The organism is Psychrobacter sp. FME13 (assembly GCF_014861395.1).
Taxonomy (GTDB): domain Bacteria; phylum Pseudomonadota; class Gammaproteobacteria; order Pseudomonadales; family Moraxellaceae; genus Psychrobacter.
Genome location: NZ_RRYV01000019.1, coordinates 21,898 through 39,025 on the forward strand (window position 1 = coordinate 21,898; position 17,128 = coordinate 39,025).

The 17,128-nt window shown below is 41.8% G+C and carries 13 protein-coding genes and 1 pseudogene; 8 read left to right on the plus strand and 6 right to left on the minus strand.

The genetic code is table 11. The annotated features are described in order from the left end of the window. Positions 1 to 57: 57 nt before the first annotated feature. The 3 genes from kdsB (at position 58) to EI164_RS04295 (ending at position 2,542) form a co-directional block, all read left to right on the plus strand. Entirely contained in the window at positions 58 to 870 is an 813-nt protein-coding gene (gene kdsB / locus EI164_RS04285) for a 3-deoxy-manno-octulosonate cytidylyltransferase (RefSeq protein ID WP_192518761.1), read from the plus strand. A gap of 87 nt (positions 871 to 957) precedes the next feature. Beyond that, entirely contained in the window at positions 958 to 2,082 is a 1,125-nt protein-coding gene (locus tag EI164_RS04290) for a DNA polymerase III subunit delta' (protein ID WP_192518762.1), read from the plus strand. 112 nt (positions 2,083 to 2,194) lie between these two features. Beyond that, positions 2,195 to 2,542 carry a PilZ domain-containing protein gene (locus EI164_RS04295; protein ID WP_192518763.1) on the plus strand — a complete coding sequence of 116 codons (348 nt, stop codon included), beginning with the start codon at positions 2,195 to 2,197 and terminating at the stop codon, positions 2,540 to 2,542. A gap of 150 nt (positions 2,543 to 2,692) precedes the next feature. On the opposite strand, the gene ppk2 is transcribed toward EI164_RS04295, so the two are convergent. Then, positions 2,693 to 3,772, minus strand: coding sequence for a polyphosphate kinase 2 (gene ppk2 / locus EI164_RS04300; protein ID WP_263972657.1), 1,080 nt, complete (start codon positions 3,770 to 3,772; stop codon positions 2,693 to 2,695). Between the two features lie 242 nt (positions 3,773 to 4,014). Continuing rightward, entirely contained in the window at positions 4,015 to 5,526 is a 1,512-nt protein-coding gene (locus tag EI164_RS04305; protein ID WP_192518764.1) for an acetyl-CoA C-acetyltransferase, read from the minus strand. Positions 5,527 to 6,415: 889 nt separating this feature from the next. Here EI164_RS04305 and EI164_RS04310 point away from each other — a divergent pair. The 4 genes from EI164_RS04310 (at position 6,416) to EI164_RS04325 (ending at position 11,411) form a co-directional block, all read left to right on the plus strand. After that, the gene (locus tag EI164_RS04310) at positions 6,416 to 7,816 is read left to right on the plus strand and encodes a 3-oxoacyl-ACP reductase (RefSeq protein WP_192518765.1); all 1,401 of its coding nucleotides are present in this window, start codon (positions 6,416 to 6,418) and stop codon (positions 7,814 to 7,816) included. Positions 7,817 to 8,190: 374 nt separating this feature from the next. Then, a complete protein-coding gene (locus tag EI164_RS04315) occupies positions 8,191 to 9,108 on the plus strand; it encodes a MaoC family dehydratase (protein WP_192518766.1) in 918 nt (305 codons plus the stop codon). Between the two features lie 74 nt (positions 9,109 to 9,182). Then, a complete protein-coding gene (locus tag EI164_RS04320) occupies positions 9,183 to 9,764 on the plus strand; it encodes a beta-lactamase hydrolase domain-containing protein (RefSeq protein WP_192518767.1) in 582 nt (193 codons plus the stop codon). Between the two features lie 234 nt (positions 9,765 to 9,998). Continuing rightward, positions 9,999 to 11,411, plus strand: coding sequence for a serine hydrolase domain-containing protein (locus EI164_RS04325; protein ID WP_192518768.1), 1,413 nt, complete (start codon positions 9,999 to 10,001; stop codon positions 11,409 to 11,411). Positions 11,412 to 11,428: 17 nt separating this feature from the next. Here the strand turns inward: EI164_RS04325 and EI164_RS04330 are convergent, their stop codons facing one another. The 3 genes from EI164_RS04330 to EI164_RS04340 all read right to left on the minus strand — a co-directional run bounded on the left by EI164_RS04330 (position 11,429) and on the right by EI164_RS04340 (position 15,825). Next, positions 11,429 to 12,676, minus strand: a complete 1,248-nt coding sequence (locus tag EI164_RS04330; protein WP_192518769.1) for a cation:proton antiporter — start codon at positions 12,674 to 12,676, stop codon at positions 11,429 to 11,431. A gap of 281 nt (positions 12,677 to 12,957) precedes the next feature. Next, complete coding sequence (gene ilvD, locus EI164_RS04335) at positions 12,958 to 14,868, minus strand: dihydroxy-acid dehydratase (RefSeq protein ID WP_192518770.1); 1,911 nt, start codon at positions 14,866 to 14,868, stop codon at positions 12,958 to 12,960. A 180-nt stretch (positions 14,869 to 15,048) separates the two neighbouring features. Further along, positions 15,049 to 15,825 carry a hypothetical protein gene (locus EI164_RS04340; protein ID WP_192518771.1) on the minus strand — a complete coding sequence of 259 codons (777 nt, stop codon included), beginning with the start codon at positions 15,823 to 15,825 and terminating at the stop codon, positions 15,049 to 15,051. Positions 15,826 to 16,371: 546 nt separating this feature from the next. Between EI164_RS04340 and EI164_RS04345 the strand changes: the two genes are divergently transcribed. After that, positions 16,372 to 16,815 (plus strand): HIT family protein, encoded by a 444-nt coding sequence (locus EI164_RS04345; RefSeq protein ID WP_192518772.1) that lies wholly within the window; start codon positions 16,372 to 16,374, stop codon positions 16,813 to 16,815. A 224-nt stretch (positions 16,816 to 17,039) separates the two neighbouring features. On the opposite strand, the pseudogene EI164_RS04350 reads toward EI164_RS04345, so the two are convergent. Continuing rightward, positions 17,040 to 17,128 (minus strand): annotated as a pseudogene (locus tag EI164_RS04350) (IS5/IS1182 family transposase); the annotation flags it as partial.

The following is a 17,128-nucleotide window of genomic DNA, read 5'->3' on the forward strand; positions in this document are numbered from 1 at the left end:
CGTTTATTATAAAAGTAAAGATTTATAGTCATATAAAAAATTCTATAGGAATTAACCATGTCATCAGTTGTTATGCCGGCTAAAACTCATATTGTCATTCCTGCTCGTTTCAAAAGCACACGATTACCTGGTAAACCACTGCTAAAAATACATGGTAAGCCAATGATTCTATGGGTCGCTGAAAAAGCACAAACAGCGAAATTTGCTGATGATATGTGTATTGCCACTGATAATGAGCAAATAGCAAAGATCTGTATGGAAGCGGGTTTTGATGTGGTCATGACTAGTGCTGAACATGCATCAGGTACCGATCGTTTGGCAGAAGTTGCTGCCATAAAAGGGTGGGCTGATCATGATATCGTGGTCAATATGCAGGGCGATGAGCCACTGGTTCCACCTTTGTTATTGGAGCAAGTCAAAGCACTCTTGGTAGCAGATAGTGATAGCGTAATGGCTACGTTATGTGAGCCTATCGATGACTATGAAACCTTTATGCGTCCGTCGGTAGTAAAGGTGGTGAGTCAACAGTCCGCTAATGTACAGCGTGCGCTTTATTTTAGTCGAGCACCTATTCCTTGTGACCGTGATGCTGTGTTAGCTAATGAAGAACAAAAACAAACACCAAAAAACGCCTATCGCCACTTAGGATTATATGCGTACCGCGTGCGTCTATTGCAGCAATTTGTACATTGGTCACAAACACCGCTGGAAACGCTTGAGAGCTTAGAGCAGTTACGTGTTTTGGAAAATGGTGGACATATTGCGATTGCACAAGCAGATTGTCACTTACCTGCAGGTGTTGATACACAAGAAGATTTGGATCGCCTAAACAGCATGAGCTTGGCTGACTTTCAAAACCCCATTAAATGATAGCCTAACCAAAATATCATCACTGTATTTATAGCGTACTGACACGCTATCTCTTAAATAATCGAGCAATGTGACAGGACGGTAACGATGAGTGATATAACAGATAATACCAGCGTTGCAGATGATGTTTATTTTGCACCTTTATTACCATGGCAGCAAACGTTATGGTCACAACTAACGCAACGAGTATTACAGCAGCAACCTTTGCCACATGCATTATTGGCAGCAGGTATGCAGGGCATGGGTAAGCGAGCTTTTGTATGGCGATTGGTCGCTTGGTTGTTATGTCGTACCCGTAATAGCCATCCAACAGGTGCTTGCGGCGTGTGTGAGAGCTGTCAATGGCTAAGATCAGGTACACATCCAAGCTTACAAGTCTTGCCATTGGTCAGCACACCGATGAGTGTTGATCATACTGCTAAGAAGGAAAATCTGAGCAGCACTGCCAAAAATAAAAAAACTAGTAAAGCAGCTAGTCATAGTGTTCTAAAGACTAAAGTAGATGATATCCGAGCCTTGCAACCTTTTATCTATCAAGGTGGACAAGGACTGCGGATATGTGTGTTAGATCATGCTGAAAAAATGACTATTGCTGCAGCTAATGCGCTACTCAAAACCCTAGAGGAACCGCAAGCACAAGTTCATTTGTTTTTGATCAGTGATACACCTTCGCAGCTATTACCAACTATTAAAAGCCGCGTACAGCAATTGGCGTTACAGGCGATTGAGCCGAGGTTAGCTGCTGATTATGTGACACAGGCATTAGGACATACGGTCAACCGAGAAGCAGTTGGTACAGATGCCATTCATCAACTGATACAATTAGCTAATGGTGCGCCTTTAGCGGCGATAGCATTGGCGCAAGCGGTGTGGTATAGCAAGCGTGGACTATGGCTGACGACGTGGCAAGCATTGCGTAGTGGTAAGCGTAGTAGTATAGCTGCCAGTGATTATTGGCAAAACCAGTTAAGTATCGTTGAATTTATTCAGCTATCTGAATTGATGTTGCTTGATATACGCCGTGTTTGTTTAGGGCTTGATGAATTGCAAAAAGACGTCAATCTATCTGGCTTATTAGAGTCTTATCAACCGGCTGCTAGTGGTTTAGAGGCATTTGCGAATAGCTTGCAACAGACCAAAATTTCTCTGCAACAAAATGTGCAAGAAAAATTTGCCTATGATAAGCTAATGCAGGAAATGGCATATTTATAAAGTAGTTTTTATGCTGTTTGGATATAGTTTAATATATCACTGATGCTTTAGTTTACATACCGTTAGTCACTCATAACAATATAATCAACCTAATTAATAAAGGAAGCTAACTATGGCAATGCCAGGACGCGGCGGAGTATTGACCTGCCATATGGAAAGTATCGAGACGTTATATGCCAGTTACTTATCCTTTGTGAGTAATGGAGCCTTATTTGTACCCTCTAACCAGTCGCATCAGTTAGGTGATGAGGTATTTATCGCTGTGACTTTACCGAATTCAAGCGAACGTTTACCTATGAATGGTAAGGTGGTGTGGATAAACTCTAAAACACAAGGTAGTCGTCCAGCAGGTTTTGCGGTACAAATTGGTACTGACATTGCTGGTCAAAGAATTAAAAATGAAGTTGAGCGATTGTTGGCTGGTAAAATAGATGGCTTGCAGTCGACTTATACCATGTGATATTAATATTGATGACTATTTTCTCTATTACGATTGGTTTTAAATAGATATCACCATAAAAAAGCAGCCCTATATTTTGATATAAGGCTGCTTTTTTGATGAGCTGTTTTTAAATAAATTTGGAGAAATATCGACTGTTGATGAGGCATGTTAATAACGAGGCGGCACATACATATCATTTGGAATAGGCTCACGATAATATTCATCATCGCGTTTACGGTTGGGTAACTCAACCTCATCACGAGGCACTTCTTTATAAGGAATTTGGTCGAGTAAGTGTGCGATGCAGTTTAGCCTTGCACGTTTTTTATTGTTGCCTTCTACGACCCACCATGGAGCTTCAGGAATATGGGTACGTTCAAACATGGTCTCTTTTGCTTTGGTGTAGTCTTCCCACCGCCGGCGTGATTGCAAATCCATCGGTGAAAGTTTCCATTGTTTGAGCGGATCATACATTCGGCTCATGAAACGCGCATGTTGTTCGTCATCGGTAATTGAAAACCAGTATTTCACCAGACGAATGCCAGAGCGTACTAACATACGTTCAAAATCAGGCACCGATTGAAAAAACTCCTCATACTGTGCGTCTGTACAGAAGCCCATCACGTGCTCGACACCACCGCGGTTATACCAACTACGGTCAAACAGTACAATTTCACCTGCGGCTGGCAAGTGGGCGACATAGCGTTGAAAATACCATTGCGTTTGCTCACGTTCTGTTGGCGCGGGTAGGGCTGCAACACGACAAACTCTTGGATTTAGGCGCTGAGTGATACGCTTAATAGCACCACCTTTACCAGCAGAATCTCGTCCTTCAAAGATGACGATAATGCGCTCACCGCGATCTACTACCCAATCTTGTAGTTTGATAAGCTCTCGTTGTAGTCGTACCAGTTCATGGAAGTATGTACGACGATCTAGCTTTTCTTGATCACTCATTTCGCGTCCGTCAAAACGAAAGTCACGCGCATAGTCATCTATTTCATTTTCTAGCTCTTCATCATAGGTATCGATTAAGTCTTGGTGCATTTTTCGTCGCAGTTCATCATCAAGCACTTCTTTTTCGATACGCTCAGATAGAATTTCTTGTTCGCGATTATATTGATCAATGTGTTCTTTGGTTGTTAGAGACTGAAAATCAGCTGTTGTATTGGGCTCGGTTATGTTGATTTTTTCAGAACCAAAAATGATTTGCCGTAGTTGTTTTAACAAATATTTAGTTTTACCCATAAATGTTACCTTTGGTTGGCATATCAAGTTTTGTAAAATGCTACTCCCTAATTCACTTTTATAATAACAAACTATAGGCAATAAAAAATGCCCTTTACATGAATTAAAGGACATTTTTTATGGTATGTACTGAGTAAGGCAATAACTTAGTGCATTCCTGTTATTTTAGTATTTATAAAGCTAATGGGTGACCTCAATTCACTCGATAGTCATCTCAATAGGCTAAACACAAGGTATCTTGATTATTTTTCTAAGATACACGTTACTCCTTGACCACCTGCTGCACAGATAGAGATAAGCGCACGACCAGAGCCTTTTTGATCCAGTAGTTTAGCTGCAGTCGCTAATATACGACCACCAGTAGCTGCAAATGGATGACCTGCTGCCAATGATGAGCCATTAACGTTGAGCTTACTACGATCAATAGAGCCAAGTGGTGCATCCAGTCCTAAACGCTCTTCACAGAAACTTTCATCTTCCCAAGCTGCTAATGTTGACAGTACTTGTGATGCAAAAGCTTCATGAATTTCATAAAAATCAAAGTCTTGTAACGTTAGGCCAGCTCGTTTCAGCATACGTGGTACGGCATAAGCAGGTGCCATCAGTAAGCCTTCAGTTGTGCCAGATTTGCCAATGAAGTCTACCGCAGCTGTTTCTTGATAGACAATATAAGCCAATGGTTTAAGGCCGTGTTCTTTTGCCCATTCATCAGTACCTAATAGCACGCAAGAAGCGCCATCTGTTAATGGAGTAGAGTTGGCTGCTGTCATCGTTGGTTTGGCATTCTTTTTGCCAAATACAGGCCTTAGTTTGGCCAGCTTTTCTAGCGTTGTGTCTGGGCGCAGATTATTATCACGAGTCAGACCTTTATATGGTGTGATTAAGTCATCAAAAAAGCCTTCATCATAAGCGCGTGCTAGGTTTTTGTGACTGTTAAAAGCAAGCTCATCTTGGGCTTCGCGGCTAACGTTCCACTCAAGCGCAGTGATTGCTTGATGCTCACCCATTGATAGACCAGTGCGTGGCTCTCCGTTTTTCGGTGAGTCTATTAAGTCTTTTGGATTCAAACCCATCAGTGCTTTTAGACGCTGCTTGTTGTCTTTCGCTGCACCCAATTTAATCAGGACTTTACGTAATCCATCGCCAATCGCGATAGGGGCGTCAGAGGTGGTATCGACACCACCAGTAATGGCTGAATCGATAAGGCCCAATGCGATCTTATTGGCAGAAGCGAAAGTCGCTTGTAAACCAGTACCACAAGCCTGTGAAATGTCATAAGTTGGTGTGTGTGGATTTAGGGCTGTATTTAATGTGGCTTCACGAGTAAGGTTGATATCACGGCTCAGTTTCATAACTGCACCAGCGACCACTTCACCTAACACTTCATCTTGCAAGTTGTAGCGTTCAATCAAACCATCCAAAGCGGCTGATAGCATATCAGTGTTGCTGACGTCAGCATATGAACCATTCGAGCGAGCAAATGGGATACGGTTACCACCTAAAACAGCCACGCGTTTTAGACTTGAGTTAGGTTTGGTTGAGTGGGTTTTTTTGGCAGTATTAGCTGCTTTTGGAACAGCAACTTCTTCCGCAACGTTCTCTTTTTTTGAATCACTAACAATGGTATTAACGGCTGCCTCTTTTTGAGTGCTGTCAGTAGAGGTTGCTTTTGCCTCTTTAGTTTTTACATCACTGACTTTTACGACAGTGCTTTCGATAACAGGACTATCAGGGTGATTGTTTTTATTACTCATAATATTATCCTTAAAAAATACGGGTAGAAGAAAGGTGAAGTAACGATAAAAAAGACAATTAACTTTTAGTATTTGGTGCAATATTTCAAGATGATAAATCAATATTATCATTTATTGCGCAGTATGGCTGTTTATGGCAAGTCGTTTTTATGACCTTACTGTATATCTTTAGCAAATTATGTGACGTTTGTAATGAGGTTAGGGTGTGACCTCATTTTGATGATAGAGATGGGATAAATTGCTGTCTAATAAGAAAGGTCGTAAAGATAGCATGGAAGTAATAGTATCCAAGTATCAGCAAGCCATTTGACTCTGTTTCACAAAATTCAGCCCATTTAAAGTGTAATGTTTAGATTGAGTAAATAGCCCAGTAAATGCATATATTTGATGATCTTGACATAGTTTAATATCGTTAGAATTTTGCCAGTATGTTTGTATTCACGGTTATTTTTTTATTTTAAGTGTTTCAATCTACATGATGATACGTCCTAGATTTGCAAGCTGAAGATAGGGCTTGTAGTATCACTCACCATACGGCGTTCAAAATAGTTTCTGTGGACAGGTTGATATTGACCGTTAGCATTGCATAAAAGCTAATTTGATAATATATTGTTATCGATAAATAAACTTTCTATAACTTATAGGTCTAATTCTAGCATGATACGATGCTTTTTTAGTCTACAAAAAGTTGCCATCTTGTGTACTAGCTTGTTTACAGATTTTTGTAGACATTCTCAGTTTTTGGACTTGTTTATAATGGCAGTGTATAGTTAGGCCAGTTTTGTACGCACTTACTAAATATCAATAATTATAATGTTGCCGAGTCTATATGATAGGAACATTGCATTTTTAATTTACGATTCTAGTTATTTTTTATAAGGATTATATTATGTCAGACCATTATGGTGATTTTGTTCAATCTTCTATTGGTAAAAAGGTTGCGAAAAACCTAGGCTTACCATTACCAGTGACACTTGATCGTTTCGAAAGTGGTGAAAATCTAGTACGTGGTAGTGTTTTGGTTGGCCGTGCTAGTGGCGATGATAAAAGCGTGAGTGCGTCAGTATCACGTATTTTGTCAGACGTACATGCGGATGTTTATGTAAATAGCAGCGACGATATCAAAGATACGCTTGCTGATGCGAGTATTGAGACAAAGATTAATACTGATAGTGATGATAAGTTTAAAGTGCTGTTGTTTGATGCTAGTAATATTAGCAATGCTAAGCAGCTAAAAGAGGTGTATGAATTTTTCCATACTGTGGCTCGCCGTGTTGAAAAATCTGGTCGCGTTATTATTGTGGGCCGCCCACCAGAAAAAATCTCTGATATTGATACAGCACTTGCTCAACGCTCACTTGAAGGCTTTGTAAAATCTGTAGGCAAAGAGTTCAAACGTGGTATCACGGCACAGCTTGTCTACGTTGAAGAAGGTGCAGAGCAAAACTTAGATTCAACGTTACGTTTTTTCACCTCAGCTCGTTCAGCTTATGTCTCAGGACAAGTCGTACGTGTTAGCAAAGGCACGTCAATTGAGGTAGATTGGACGCAGCCTTTAGGTGGCAAAACCATGCTGGTTACTGGCGCAAGTCGTGGTATTGGTGAAGCGATTGCTCGCGTGTTGGCTCGCGAAGGCGCTCATGTTATCTGTCTTGATGTGCCGCAGCAACAAGCTGACCTGCAAAAGGTCGCTAGTGAAATCAGTGGTTCAGTATTGACTGTTGATATTACCAGTGACGATGCAGGTGCTGAAATTGCAGATGCGGCAGAAAAACGCGGCGGCTTGGATGCAGTGATTCATAATGCAGGGGTGACCCGTGACAAGACCTTAGCGAAGATGGATGAGCAAAAATGGGATATGGTTATTAATATCAATCTTGCCAGTATCGCTAAATTAAACCGTTATATGCTTGATAATAATGTCTTAAATGATGACGCTCGTATTGTCTGTGTGTCTTCAATTTCTGGTATCGCGGGTAACTTAGGTCAAACCAACTATGCCACCTCGAAAGCGGGTGTTATTGGTCTAGTTAATGCGACTGCTAAGCAACTAGAGGACAATGCCAAAGGTATGACAATTAATGCCGTGGCGCCAGGATTTATTGAAACCCAGATGACTGAAGCCATTCCATTTGCTATTCGTGAAGCGGGGCGTCGTATGAACTCAATGAGCCAAGGTGGACTACCAGTAGATGTTGCAGAAACTATCGCATGGTTTGCATCACCTGCTTCTGGTGGTTTGAATGGCAATACTGTCCGTGTATGTGGTCAAAGCTTACTAGGTGCATAGCACTAGTTTCTAGGTAGGCAGGGGTAATATTTTTTATTAAGTAATTGATATTAATTGTTATTTTTTATTTACCTTACACATGCTTACGAAAAAATTGATGATAATTTGTAATAAAGCTGCCCGAGGGTGGCTTTTTTATGATAAAAACATAGAAACTTTATAATAAAAAAAATAGAAACTATAAACCCAAAAACCAGAAAAAAATTGCTGTAAAATAAGTGCTTGAACCACGCATTAAAACCACGTAGATTACTTATACTTTGGATTGAGTATAGCGCTTAGGACACTGTTGGTTGGTCAGCCTTAACGAACGACTTTAATAGCATCTCTGTATGCACCAAGAAAATTTGCTCTAGCCCCACTTAGGATTTATTATGTCAGACAAGCATTATGATGCGTTGCCAAAAGCGCATACGACCTACGCCAATATCGTTAAAAGCTTATTACCTATTGTCAATAATGGCAAAATTAGTCGAGAACAGCTACCTCAAGCGACTTATTTTGTGGATGATCTGCATATCGACCAAGGGAATTTAAACGATTATCGTAAAATTTGCGGTTTTTCTGATAATGGTAAAGTCCCAATTACATATTTTTCAGTATTATCACAAACTTTGCAAATGAATATGATGGTCAAAGAACCGTTTCCATTTGCCATGTTGGGTTTGGTACACGTTGACAATAGTGTAACTCAGTATCGTTCAATTGGTGAGCGTGAAACGTTTGCCATGTCGGTTACCTTTGATAATCTGCGTGATCATGCTCAAGGTCAGCAGTTTGATTTTGTGACGACTGTGAAATCAGAGAGTGAAGTTATCTGGGAAGGTACTTCAACTTATTTGTCTCGTAGCAAAACATCAAGTAATAGCAAAGATAAAAAAAGCACTCCACGTCAGATAGTGGCCAAACCAGATGTTAATCCGGAAGGCGTCCATAGTATCTTTGAAGTACCAGAGGATATCGGTCGTCGCTATGCCTTTGTATCGGGTGACTTCAACCTGATTCATTTACATCCGCTATCTGCGCGGGCTTTTGGTTTTCCAAAAGCTATTGCTCACGGTATGTGGTCAAAGGCCAAATGTTTGGGTATGATGGGCGAGTTACCAGATGCTTGTACGGTTGATGTCGCATTTAAGCTACCTATCTTTTTGCCAGCAGAGGTTGAGCTTATTGCTGAACCAGTTGCAAAGCTTGAGAGCACAGATGATACTTGTGAGTTTGGGTTATATAGCGCTAAAAATGACAAACCGCATCTGTTAGGTACGGTTAGATTGCAGAGTATCGATCAATAACCATCAGAAAATAAGATAACAGATGCTCATTACAAAAGTTTTCAATAGCAAACTTAACGAATAAATTTATAATTATGACTTCATATACAGAAGTAACAAGCCCAGAAAATTCAGCCGCCAATGATCATGTTGCTCATATCAAGACTACTGATAATAGGGCTGAGACTGGTAGCACCAGTACTGACTCTGACCAAAATATTCAGGATAACGGTATCGACCTTGCTAACATTTTTGAGCCTTATTTTCGTCCTGATGCAAACACCATTGTATGTGGTGCATTGGATGATGAAAAAGTGGCAGCATTAGCAAAGTCAGGCGTTGAGTTGGTTATCAATTTGCAGCCTAATGATGAGTTGAGTTTTGATGAAGCAGCAGCTGTCGAGCGTGCAGGTATGCATTATGAACATTTGCCTATTAGCGGTGCTGCTGACTTAAAGCAGCTGAAAATATTGGCATTTGATAATATTTTACGACAGCATCACGGCAAAAAAACTGCGCTGCACTGTGGTACTGGCAATAGAGCAGGCGCTGCGATAGCCTTGCGTGCAGGTTGGCTGCGTGGGCGTAAAATGGATACAGCGATGGAACGTGGGCGTAGTCATGGTTTGACTAAGCTTGCCGAAGAGGTTCATAATCGTTTACTAGTGCCGCGTTAGAATATAATCATGTTTGACGAACGAAAAGGCGACCAAATGGTGGCCTTTTTTGTGAGTAAATAATTGATTTTACGTTGATATAAATGGGTAAAACCACGCAAAAAATGATGGTTGTCAAGAAAACGAGGCTAGAAATCACTCATGGTAAGCCAATCGTGTTTTTTGATCTGCTACAATATCCAGCGCTAAGAGACTTTGAGACTTAGCTTTTTTATAAAATAAAGCAGGGCAGTCATGAGCGAGAACAATAAAAGTAATCAGCATATGCATAACGATATTAATATTAAACTTCAGCAAGGCTTGCAGCAATTACTCACCGACTTGCAACTTGATGATGCGCCAGCAGGTGGTGCTGTGGTTGTTTATCAGGCTGGCAAATGTATTGCTCAAGCAAGTACGGGTATGGCACGTTTAGATATGTCCTGGCAACCTGATACCTTGGCCATTAATTTTTCGACAGGTAAAGGCATATTGGCGACATTGGTACATGTGTTGGTGTCGCAGCAGATACTAGATTATGACACGCCTATTGCGCATTATTGGCCAGCATTTTCGGCACAGAATAAAGGGGATATTACGCTACGTAGCGTGATGTCACACCAAGCTAATTTATTTTCCATTCAAAGTACTAATGCTGATAGTGAAGCGTTGCTGGATTGGGAGCATATGCTCAATAAAATTGCTACGATGGCAATTACGCTACCGGAGCATAGCGAGTTATATGATAGCGCTTATAGTGCTTTGGTCTATGGTTGGATATTAGGCGGTCTAATAGAAGCTGTTACCAATCTATCTTTGGCTGAGGCGTTGCGCCGTTATCTAACCGAACCTTTAGGCATTGCCGACAGCTGTTATTTCGGTGTGCCAGATAATAAAGTCAACCAAGTGGCAAAGCTGGCCAAAGATTTTGAAGTATCAGATGAGGGTAGTGAAAAACTGCGTCATAAGCGTCACAAACCAACTTTAAAGGCAGACTCACAAAGCACCTTAGATGCTTATGCTCGTCTGCCCAATTATACTTGTTGGCAGCAACAAGCTTTAGCTAATGAAAAAGTCGTAAACCCTAGTCAGGATAATGAGCAAAAAAACTTACCTATATTGAGTACCGCCCATATCAATCGTTTGTACTTTGATACGAGTAAACTGAATCTAAAAAACTATAAAGCGGCGCTCATACCTGTTGGTAAAGAAGCAATCGATTACCATAGTCGTGAGATATTACAAGCCGTGATTCCTGCGGCCAATGGGGTAGCTTCAGCACAGGCACTGGCAACCATCTACGCGATGCTGGCCTGTGGTGGTCAATGGCAAGGACAAACCATTATTGATAGTGCAACGTTTGAGCAGCTCTCTAAACCGCACGTCACAGGTTTAGACTCCGTCATGCCAGCGTCTATGTATTGGCGCTTGGGTTATCATCGACTATTTAGCCTTTGTCAAAATATCGACAGTGAAGTGGTTGATATCAGCAAGCAAGGGTTCGGGCACATGGGTTATAACGGGTCGGCTGCTTGGTGTGATCCTAAGCGTCAATTGTCATTTGCTTTTGTTCATAACTTTGACGTTACGATGCTCAATGATATTCGTCAGTTTGCTCTAACGGAGTTTGTGATTAGCTCGGTTGATACAGCGCTCAAACAGTACTAAAAAATGTATCAATAATATCAATGAGGGTTGTTTGGCGTCATTTTTAGCAGTCTTTTGGCGCTGATACCATGTATAAAAATAGATATTAAAATGACAATTGAGCAGACAACCCATAGTTTTAGAGTATCCTCCTCACCGAAAAAGCCTTGGTTGATCGCGTAAGAGAGATAATATAGCGTACCAATACCACGGATACCTAATGCTGAGATAGCATATTTTTCGGTATGTGGTAGGTTCAGTCCTGATAACGCAATCAACCCGCCAATAGGGCGTATCAACAATAAGAAGGCAAAGCTGACGATATAAACGCGCCACGTGAGCTCTACATCCGACTGCAATCCCTGACCTAAAAACATGCCAAAAGTGACCAGTACTAACGACATCAGTAAACCTTCTGATTGCTCTGCAAAATCATGAAGCTTGTGATGGTAGCTGTGCTCATGCTCCGAACGCCGAAAGGCAAAGGCTGCGACAAATACGGCAATAAAGCCATAACTATGCACAAACTCTGCTAAGCCATAGGCTAGTAGTGTCAGGGCGATGACAACGTAACCTTGAGAAATAGTAGTGTCTTGGCTATATTTTGAAAAGACGAGCTTGGCCAGAACCTTACCAACGACAATACCAACCAGTAAACCTGCGCCAATTTTCCACAGTACATCATGGGTAAACCACGACCAAAGCATCTCACTGGTGAAACGATTGCCTTCATCAAATGCTTCCGCTATTTTTATTGCTAAATAAACAAAGGGGAAAGCCAGCCCATCGTTAAGTCCTGCTTCTGAGGTGAGGGTAAATCGAGGTGCGTCTTCACCACCGGTATTCGGTGGTCCTACTTGGATACTAGATGCTAATACTGGGTCCGTTGGTGCAAGTACAGCACCTAATAAAACGGCTGCCCCAAGACTCAGACCAAACGTGTAATAACCCAATACTGCCATCGAAAAAATACCAATTGGCATGGTAATCAGTAACAGTCGTACTGTCGGCCGCCATAACTGCCAGGATAGCTCAGTATCAATCTTGATACCCGCGCCAACCAATGATACTAAAACGACAATTTCAGTCAGTTTTTCGATGACTAAGCCATTATCAATAGGATTTAAGAATGATAGTGTCGTCCAATAATAGCCCATTATCAGGCCTAAGCCGACTTGTAGCATAGGCAAAGAGATGGGCGTGCGTTTAAAGAGAATAGGAAACAACGCGCCTAATAAAAAAGCGACACCACAGACTAATAAGAATAAATTATAGTTTTCGATCATAAGAGTCACGCACGAGAGTCAGTTGATTGTTATTTTTTTATAAAAGAAAGCCCACTATCGAGCCATACTGAGGATCGATGACTAATGACTTGTCGGTCTGTCTTTTATCATGACAACAAAACATGATGGTTTCCGCAAAAAATAGTTATCAAACGACGGTCTACGTTGTTTTTTAGTGAAAAAAAGCCTGCACAATATAGGCAGGCTTTTTATAATTTCAATATTTGTGACTCTTAAAACAAACAGAGTTTTAAAGTCTGAGCTGTTTCTGTACTTAGTGTTTAGCGCTCTACTTGGCTTACGTCACGTATTGCACCAGTATCGGCACTGGTAGTCATGGCTGCATAAGCACGTAATGCAGGAGTAACGTAACGCTCACGGCTTACAGGTTTCCAAGCATCACGACCACGAGCTTCCATAGCTTCACGGCGTTCTGCCAAAGCTTCATCGCTCACTTGGATGTTGATAGTACGGTTAGGAATGTCAATATGAATGGTATCACCTTCTTCTACCAGACCAATCGCACCACCTTCAGCAGCTTCAGGGCTGGCATGACCAATAGATAGGCCAGATGTACCGCCAGAGAAACGCCCATCAGTCAGTAGCGCACATTTTTTACCCAAACCTTTTGACTTCAGGTAAGTTGTTGGATAAAGCATCTCTTGCATACCTGGGCCACCTTTAGGGCCTTCGTAACGAATGATTACTACATCACCGGCAACGATTTGGTCATCCAAGATAGCTGCAACGGCATCATCTTGCGATTCAAATAGACGCGCGCGGCCAGTAAATACCAAAATACTGTCATCAACGCCAGCTGTTTTTACCACACAGCCACGCTCAGCAATGTTGCCATACAGTACTGCTAAGCCGCCATCTTGTGAATAAGCATGAGTAACGCTACGGATACAGCCTGATTCGCGATTAACATCGAGATTAGACCATTCTTTGGATTGTGAAAAGGCTTGTGTCGTACGAATACCACCAGGTGCAGCAACATATAGTGCTCGCGCTTCAGCATTGTCTGGATTCATGATATCCCATGTGTCGATGGCTTCTTTCATCGTTGCACTATGGATAGTTGGGAGGTCAGTGGTTAGTAAGCCTGCACGGTCAAGCTCAGCAAGCAATGCCATTACGCCACCAGCTCGGTGCACATCTTCCATATGATATTTCTGTGAAGCAGGTGCGACTTTAGAGAGGCAAGGCACGCCGCGGCTTAGACGATCGATATCGGCCATTTTAAAATCAACTTCCGCTTCATTGGCCGCTGCTAGCAAATGCAAGATAGTATTGGTTGATCCACCCATCGCGATATCTAAGCTCATGGCATTTTCAAAAGCCGCTTTGGTCGCGATAGAGCGTGGTAGCACTGAGTCATCATCTTGCTCATAACGGCGTTTGGCCAAAGAGACAATCGTACGACCAGCCTTTAAGAACAATTCACGGCGCATCGCATGAGTTGCTAGTAATGAGCCATTACCTGGCAATGATAGCCCTAATGCTTCGGTCAAACAGTTCATTGAGTTGGCAGTAAACATACCAGAGCAAGAGCCACAAGTGGGGCAGGCTGAGCTTTCGATGGCCAAGACATCTTCGTCACTGATATTATCGTCAGCAGCATCCATCATCGCATCGACTAAATCAAGCTTACGAATCGCATTAACTTTATTGTCAGTGGTATGTGTACCGTTGCCACCATCGTTATTGTGGCTTTGTGCGACAGTACTGGCAATGACTTTACCGGCTTCCATAGGTCCGCCAGAGACGAACACAACAGGAATGTTTAAGCGCATCGCTGCCATTAACATGCCTGGGGTGATTTTATCGCAGTTAGAAATACAGACTAAAGCATCTGCGCAGTGAGCATTGACCATGTACTCGACAGAATCGGCAATTAAGTCACGACTTGGTAGCGAATACAGCATACCGCTATGGCCCATCGCAATACCATCATCGACAGCAATAGTATTGAATTCTTTGGCCACGCCACCTGCCTGCTCAATCTCACGTGCGACCAGTTGACCTAAGTCTTTTAAATGCACGTGACCTGGTACGAACTGGGTAAATGAGTTGGCAATAGCAATAATAGGTTTGCCAAAGTCGCCATCAGTCATGCCAGTTGCACGCCATAGTGCGCGTGCACCTGCCATATTACGACCACCGGTAGAGGTTTTTGAGCGATAATCCATGTGATATTCCTTACAAATAGGCTAGGTTCGTTAAAATGTGCAGCATCAGCCGTGATGTCAATAGTGTGCTTTTTATACGGTTTGAGGACTAGTGAATAATACTAGGTCGCTACCATACCATTAGCTATGAATAGCTGAAAATAATTCGCTGCTTGTGATAAAAAATAGGACGGATAAGTACTACTCCAAACGTTCTAATATGGCTGTTTCAAACCAAGGTAGCTCGGCTTTATCTTTGTCCAGTTTGGCGATAATCGCTAAAGCATGAGTGGCCGGTAAAAGCTGATAGTCTGTACTGGTCTCAATCGTTAATATCGATTCCGTGCCATTGTGTTGTTCGTCGATACTAATTAAGGGTTGACGGTTGTTTTTATAGAGTACATCTATACGGCCAAAAAACTGCCAATCTTTAAATGCGGTAGTGAGCGCGTCTGTTGCCTCTTTAGTATAAATTTGCTGTGCGTCTTTGCCCGTATTGGTCCAATGCAGCCGTACAGCCAATTGCAATGTTTCACTGAATACGACCAGTGAGCCGACGACCTTTACCTGCCAAGGGTTAGCAAGCAGTGTGGCATCAATCCCGATGAGCTTAGCAGCTGCTTGAGCCGTCATCGGTGTGTTAAATTGCGCTAATAGAGCAGGTGTCAGTGGATGTGTTTGTTTGATACTGTCTTCTAAGCTGTCATAATGATACAGAAAAGGTAGCGGTAAATCTTGAGTGACGGTTTTTTTGCTGATTTTACAGTTATGAATTCGCCATGCAATGGTTTTGTCAGTCAGTACGTCTGCTAAAATAATACTGTTTGGCGCAAGCATTTGAGTCGCATTCTGCGTGCTTGTTTGTTCAGTATTACTAGCAGATATCATATCATCGGATGTGGTCGTTGATAGTGTGGTATCAAGATGTACATTAGCGTAATTGTTATTTGATTGAGAGGTCAAAGTAGGCGAGTTCATAAACATGGTGTTATTAAAATAGAGGGTTAATATAACATTTTAAGGGCATGGCTCGCCAATAAATTGCTTAATTGTTAACGTAATTTACTGGTATTATTTTTTATAGTGAGCATGGTAGTAACTTGTGCTTAGCCTATATTTCGTCCACTATATTACGCACGCTTCAATCTGTTTTAAACAATAAACAGGGCGTGTTGAACATTCAAATGTGGTGCTGGCAGTGACTATTTTTTAGACAATATGCAGTGAAATTTTTGATACCTAGTCATTCTAGGTGAAACAATTTCGCCATGTATTGGCAAAAAAGAGTACTGCCCTCCACTCGAGCATAGCTCTCGCCTTGCAAACGGGCAAAGCAGTGCTTTGCTGGATCCGTTCTCAAGGCTGATGCTAAAATCACCCCAAACGTCGTTACAAGCCTAGTTAAGGTCTCGACATTATCGTCGGCTTGCGCCTAGTTTGGTGCAATTTTAGCGATCAGCAGCCCTAATATTTGAATGTTCAACACGCCCTAGTAACGACAACATTACATTGAAAGGAATAATAATGACTGATATTAATCAACAAGCCACAGCGTACGATGACAACAATATTTTTGCCAAAATGCTAACCAGTGATATTCCGTGTCATAAAGTGTATGAGGATGATAAAACCCTAGCCTTTATGGATATCATGCCGCAAGCGGAAGGTCATGTATTGGTAATACCGAAACAAAAAGCTGTTGATTTGGCCGACCTTGAACCAGAGTATGCAGCTGCTGTTTTGATGACATCTCAAAAAGTCATGCAGGCGCAGCGCCAAGTGTTTGCGCGTGAAGGAATTATTCAAATGCAGCTAAATGGTGCGCAAGCAGGGCAAACAGTGTTCCATTATCATGTACATCTTATTCCTACCAATATCCATGAGCTAGGTCATCATGCTGCTGTAATGGCCGATCATGAGCAGTTGGCCAAACTTGCCCAACAACTAGCTTCTGCTATTACTGGTTAGTATTTAATACACCATATTCGTTATTAGTTGCTTTTAATAGCGATTATCAGCCCGGTATGAAAAAGGTCGCCTGCAAGCGGCCTTTTTTGTTATTTGGTAATAGTCAGGTAACAAATGTTAAAATAATGTTACATCTTAGGTCGAATATTAGGGTCATCACGATAAATATGCTACATATAACCGCATGTTGTTCCATTGTTATTTTAATAGGGTGTGTATAGAATTCAAATCAGGGGCAACCAGATAAAGACACAAGCAAGCATTACCGCCGCTGCATAGCTATCTTTGAGCTTATCATATCGCGTGGCAATGC

Excerpts from the sequence above, each read along its gene's own strand:
- kdsB (WP_192518761.1), top strand. The coding sequence starts at position 58 with ATGTCATCAGTTGTTATGCCGGCTAAAACTCATATTGTCATTCCTGCT.
- EI164_RS04290 (WP_192518762.1), top strand. The coding sequence starts at position 958 with ATGAGTGATATAACAGATAATACCAGCGTTGCAGATGATGTTTATTTT.
- EI164_RS04295 (WP_192518763.1), top strand. The coding sequence starts at position 2,195 with ATGGCAATGCCAGGACGCGGCGGAGTATTGACCTGCCATATGGAAAGT.
- ppk2 (WP_263972657.1), bottom strand. The coding sequence starts at position 3,772 with ATGGGTAAAACTAAATATTTGTTAAAACAACTACGGCAAATCATTTTT.
- EI164_RS04305 (WP_192518764.1), bottom strand. The coding sequence starts at position 5,526 with ATGAGTAATAAAAACAATCACCCTGATAGTCCTGTTATCGAAAGCACT.
- EI164_RS04310 (WP_192518765.1), top strand. The coding sequence starts at position 6,416 with ATGTCAGACCATTATGGTGATTTTGTTCAATCTTCTATTGGTAAAAAG.
- EI164_RS04315 (WP_192518766.1), top strand. The coding sequence starts at position 8,191 with ATGTCAGACAAGCATTATGATGCGTTGCCAAAAGCGCATACGACCTAC.
- EI164_RS04320 (WP_192518767.1), top strand. The coding sequence starts at position 9,183 with ATGACTTCATATACAGAAGTAACAAGCCCAGAAAATTCAGCCGCCAAT.
- EI164_RS04325 (WP_192518768.1), top strand. The coding sequence starts at position 9,999 with ATGAGCGAGAACAATAAAAGTAATCAGCATATGCATAACGATATTAAT.
- EI164_RS04330 (WP_192518769.1), bottom strand. The coding sequence starts at position 12,676 with ATGATCGAAAACTATAATTTATTCTTATTAGTCTGTGGTGTCGCTTTT.
- ilvD (WP_192518770.1), bottom strand. The coding sequence starts at position 14,868 with ATGGATTATCGCTCAAAAACCTCTACCGGTGGTCGTAATATGGCAGGT.
- EI164_RS04340 (WP_192518771.1), bottom strand. The coding sequence starts at position 15,825 with ATGAACTCGCCTACTTTGACCTCTCAATCAAATAACAATTACGCTAAT.
- EI164_RS04345 (WP_192518772.1), top strand. The coding sequence starts at position 16,372 with ATGACTGATATTAATCAACAAGCCACAGCGTACGATGACAACAATATT.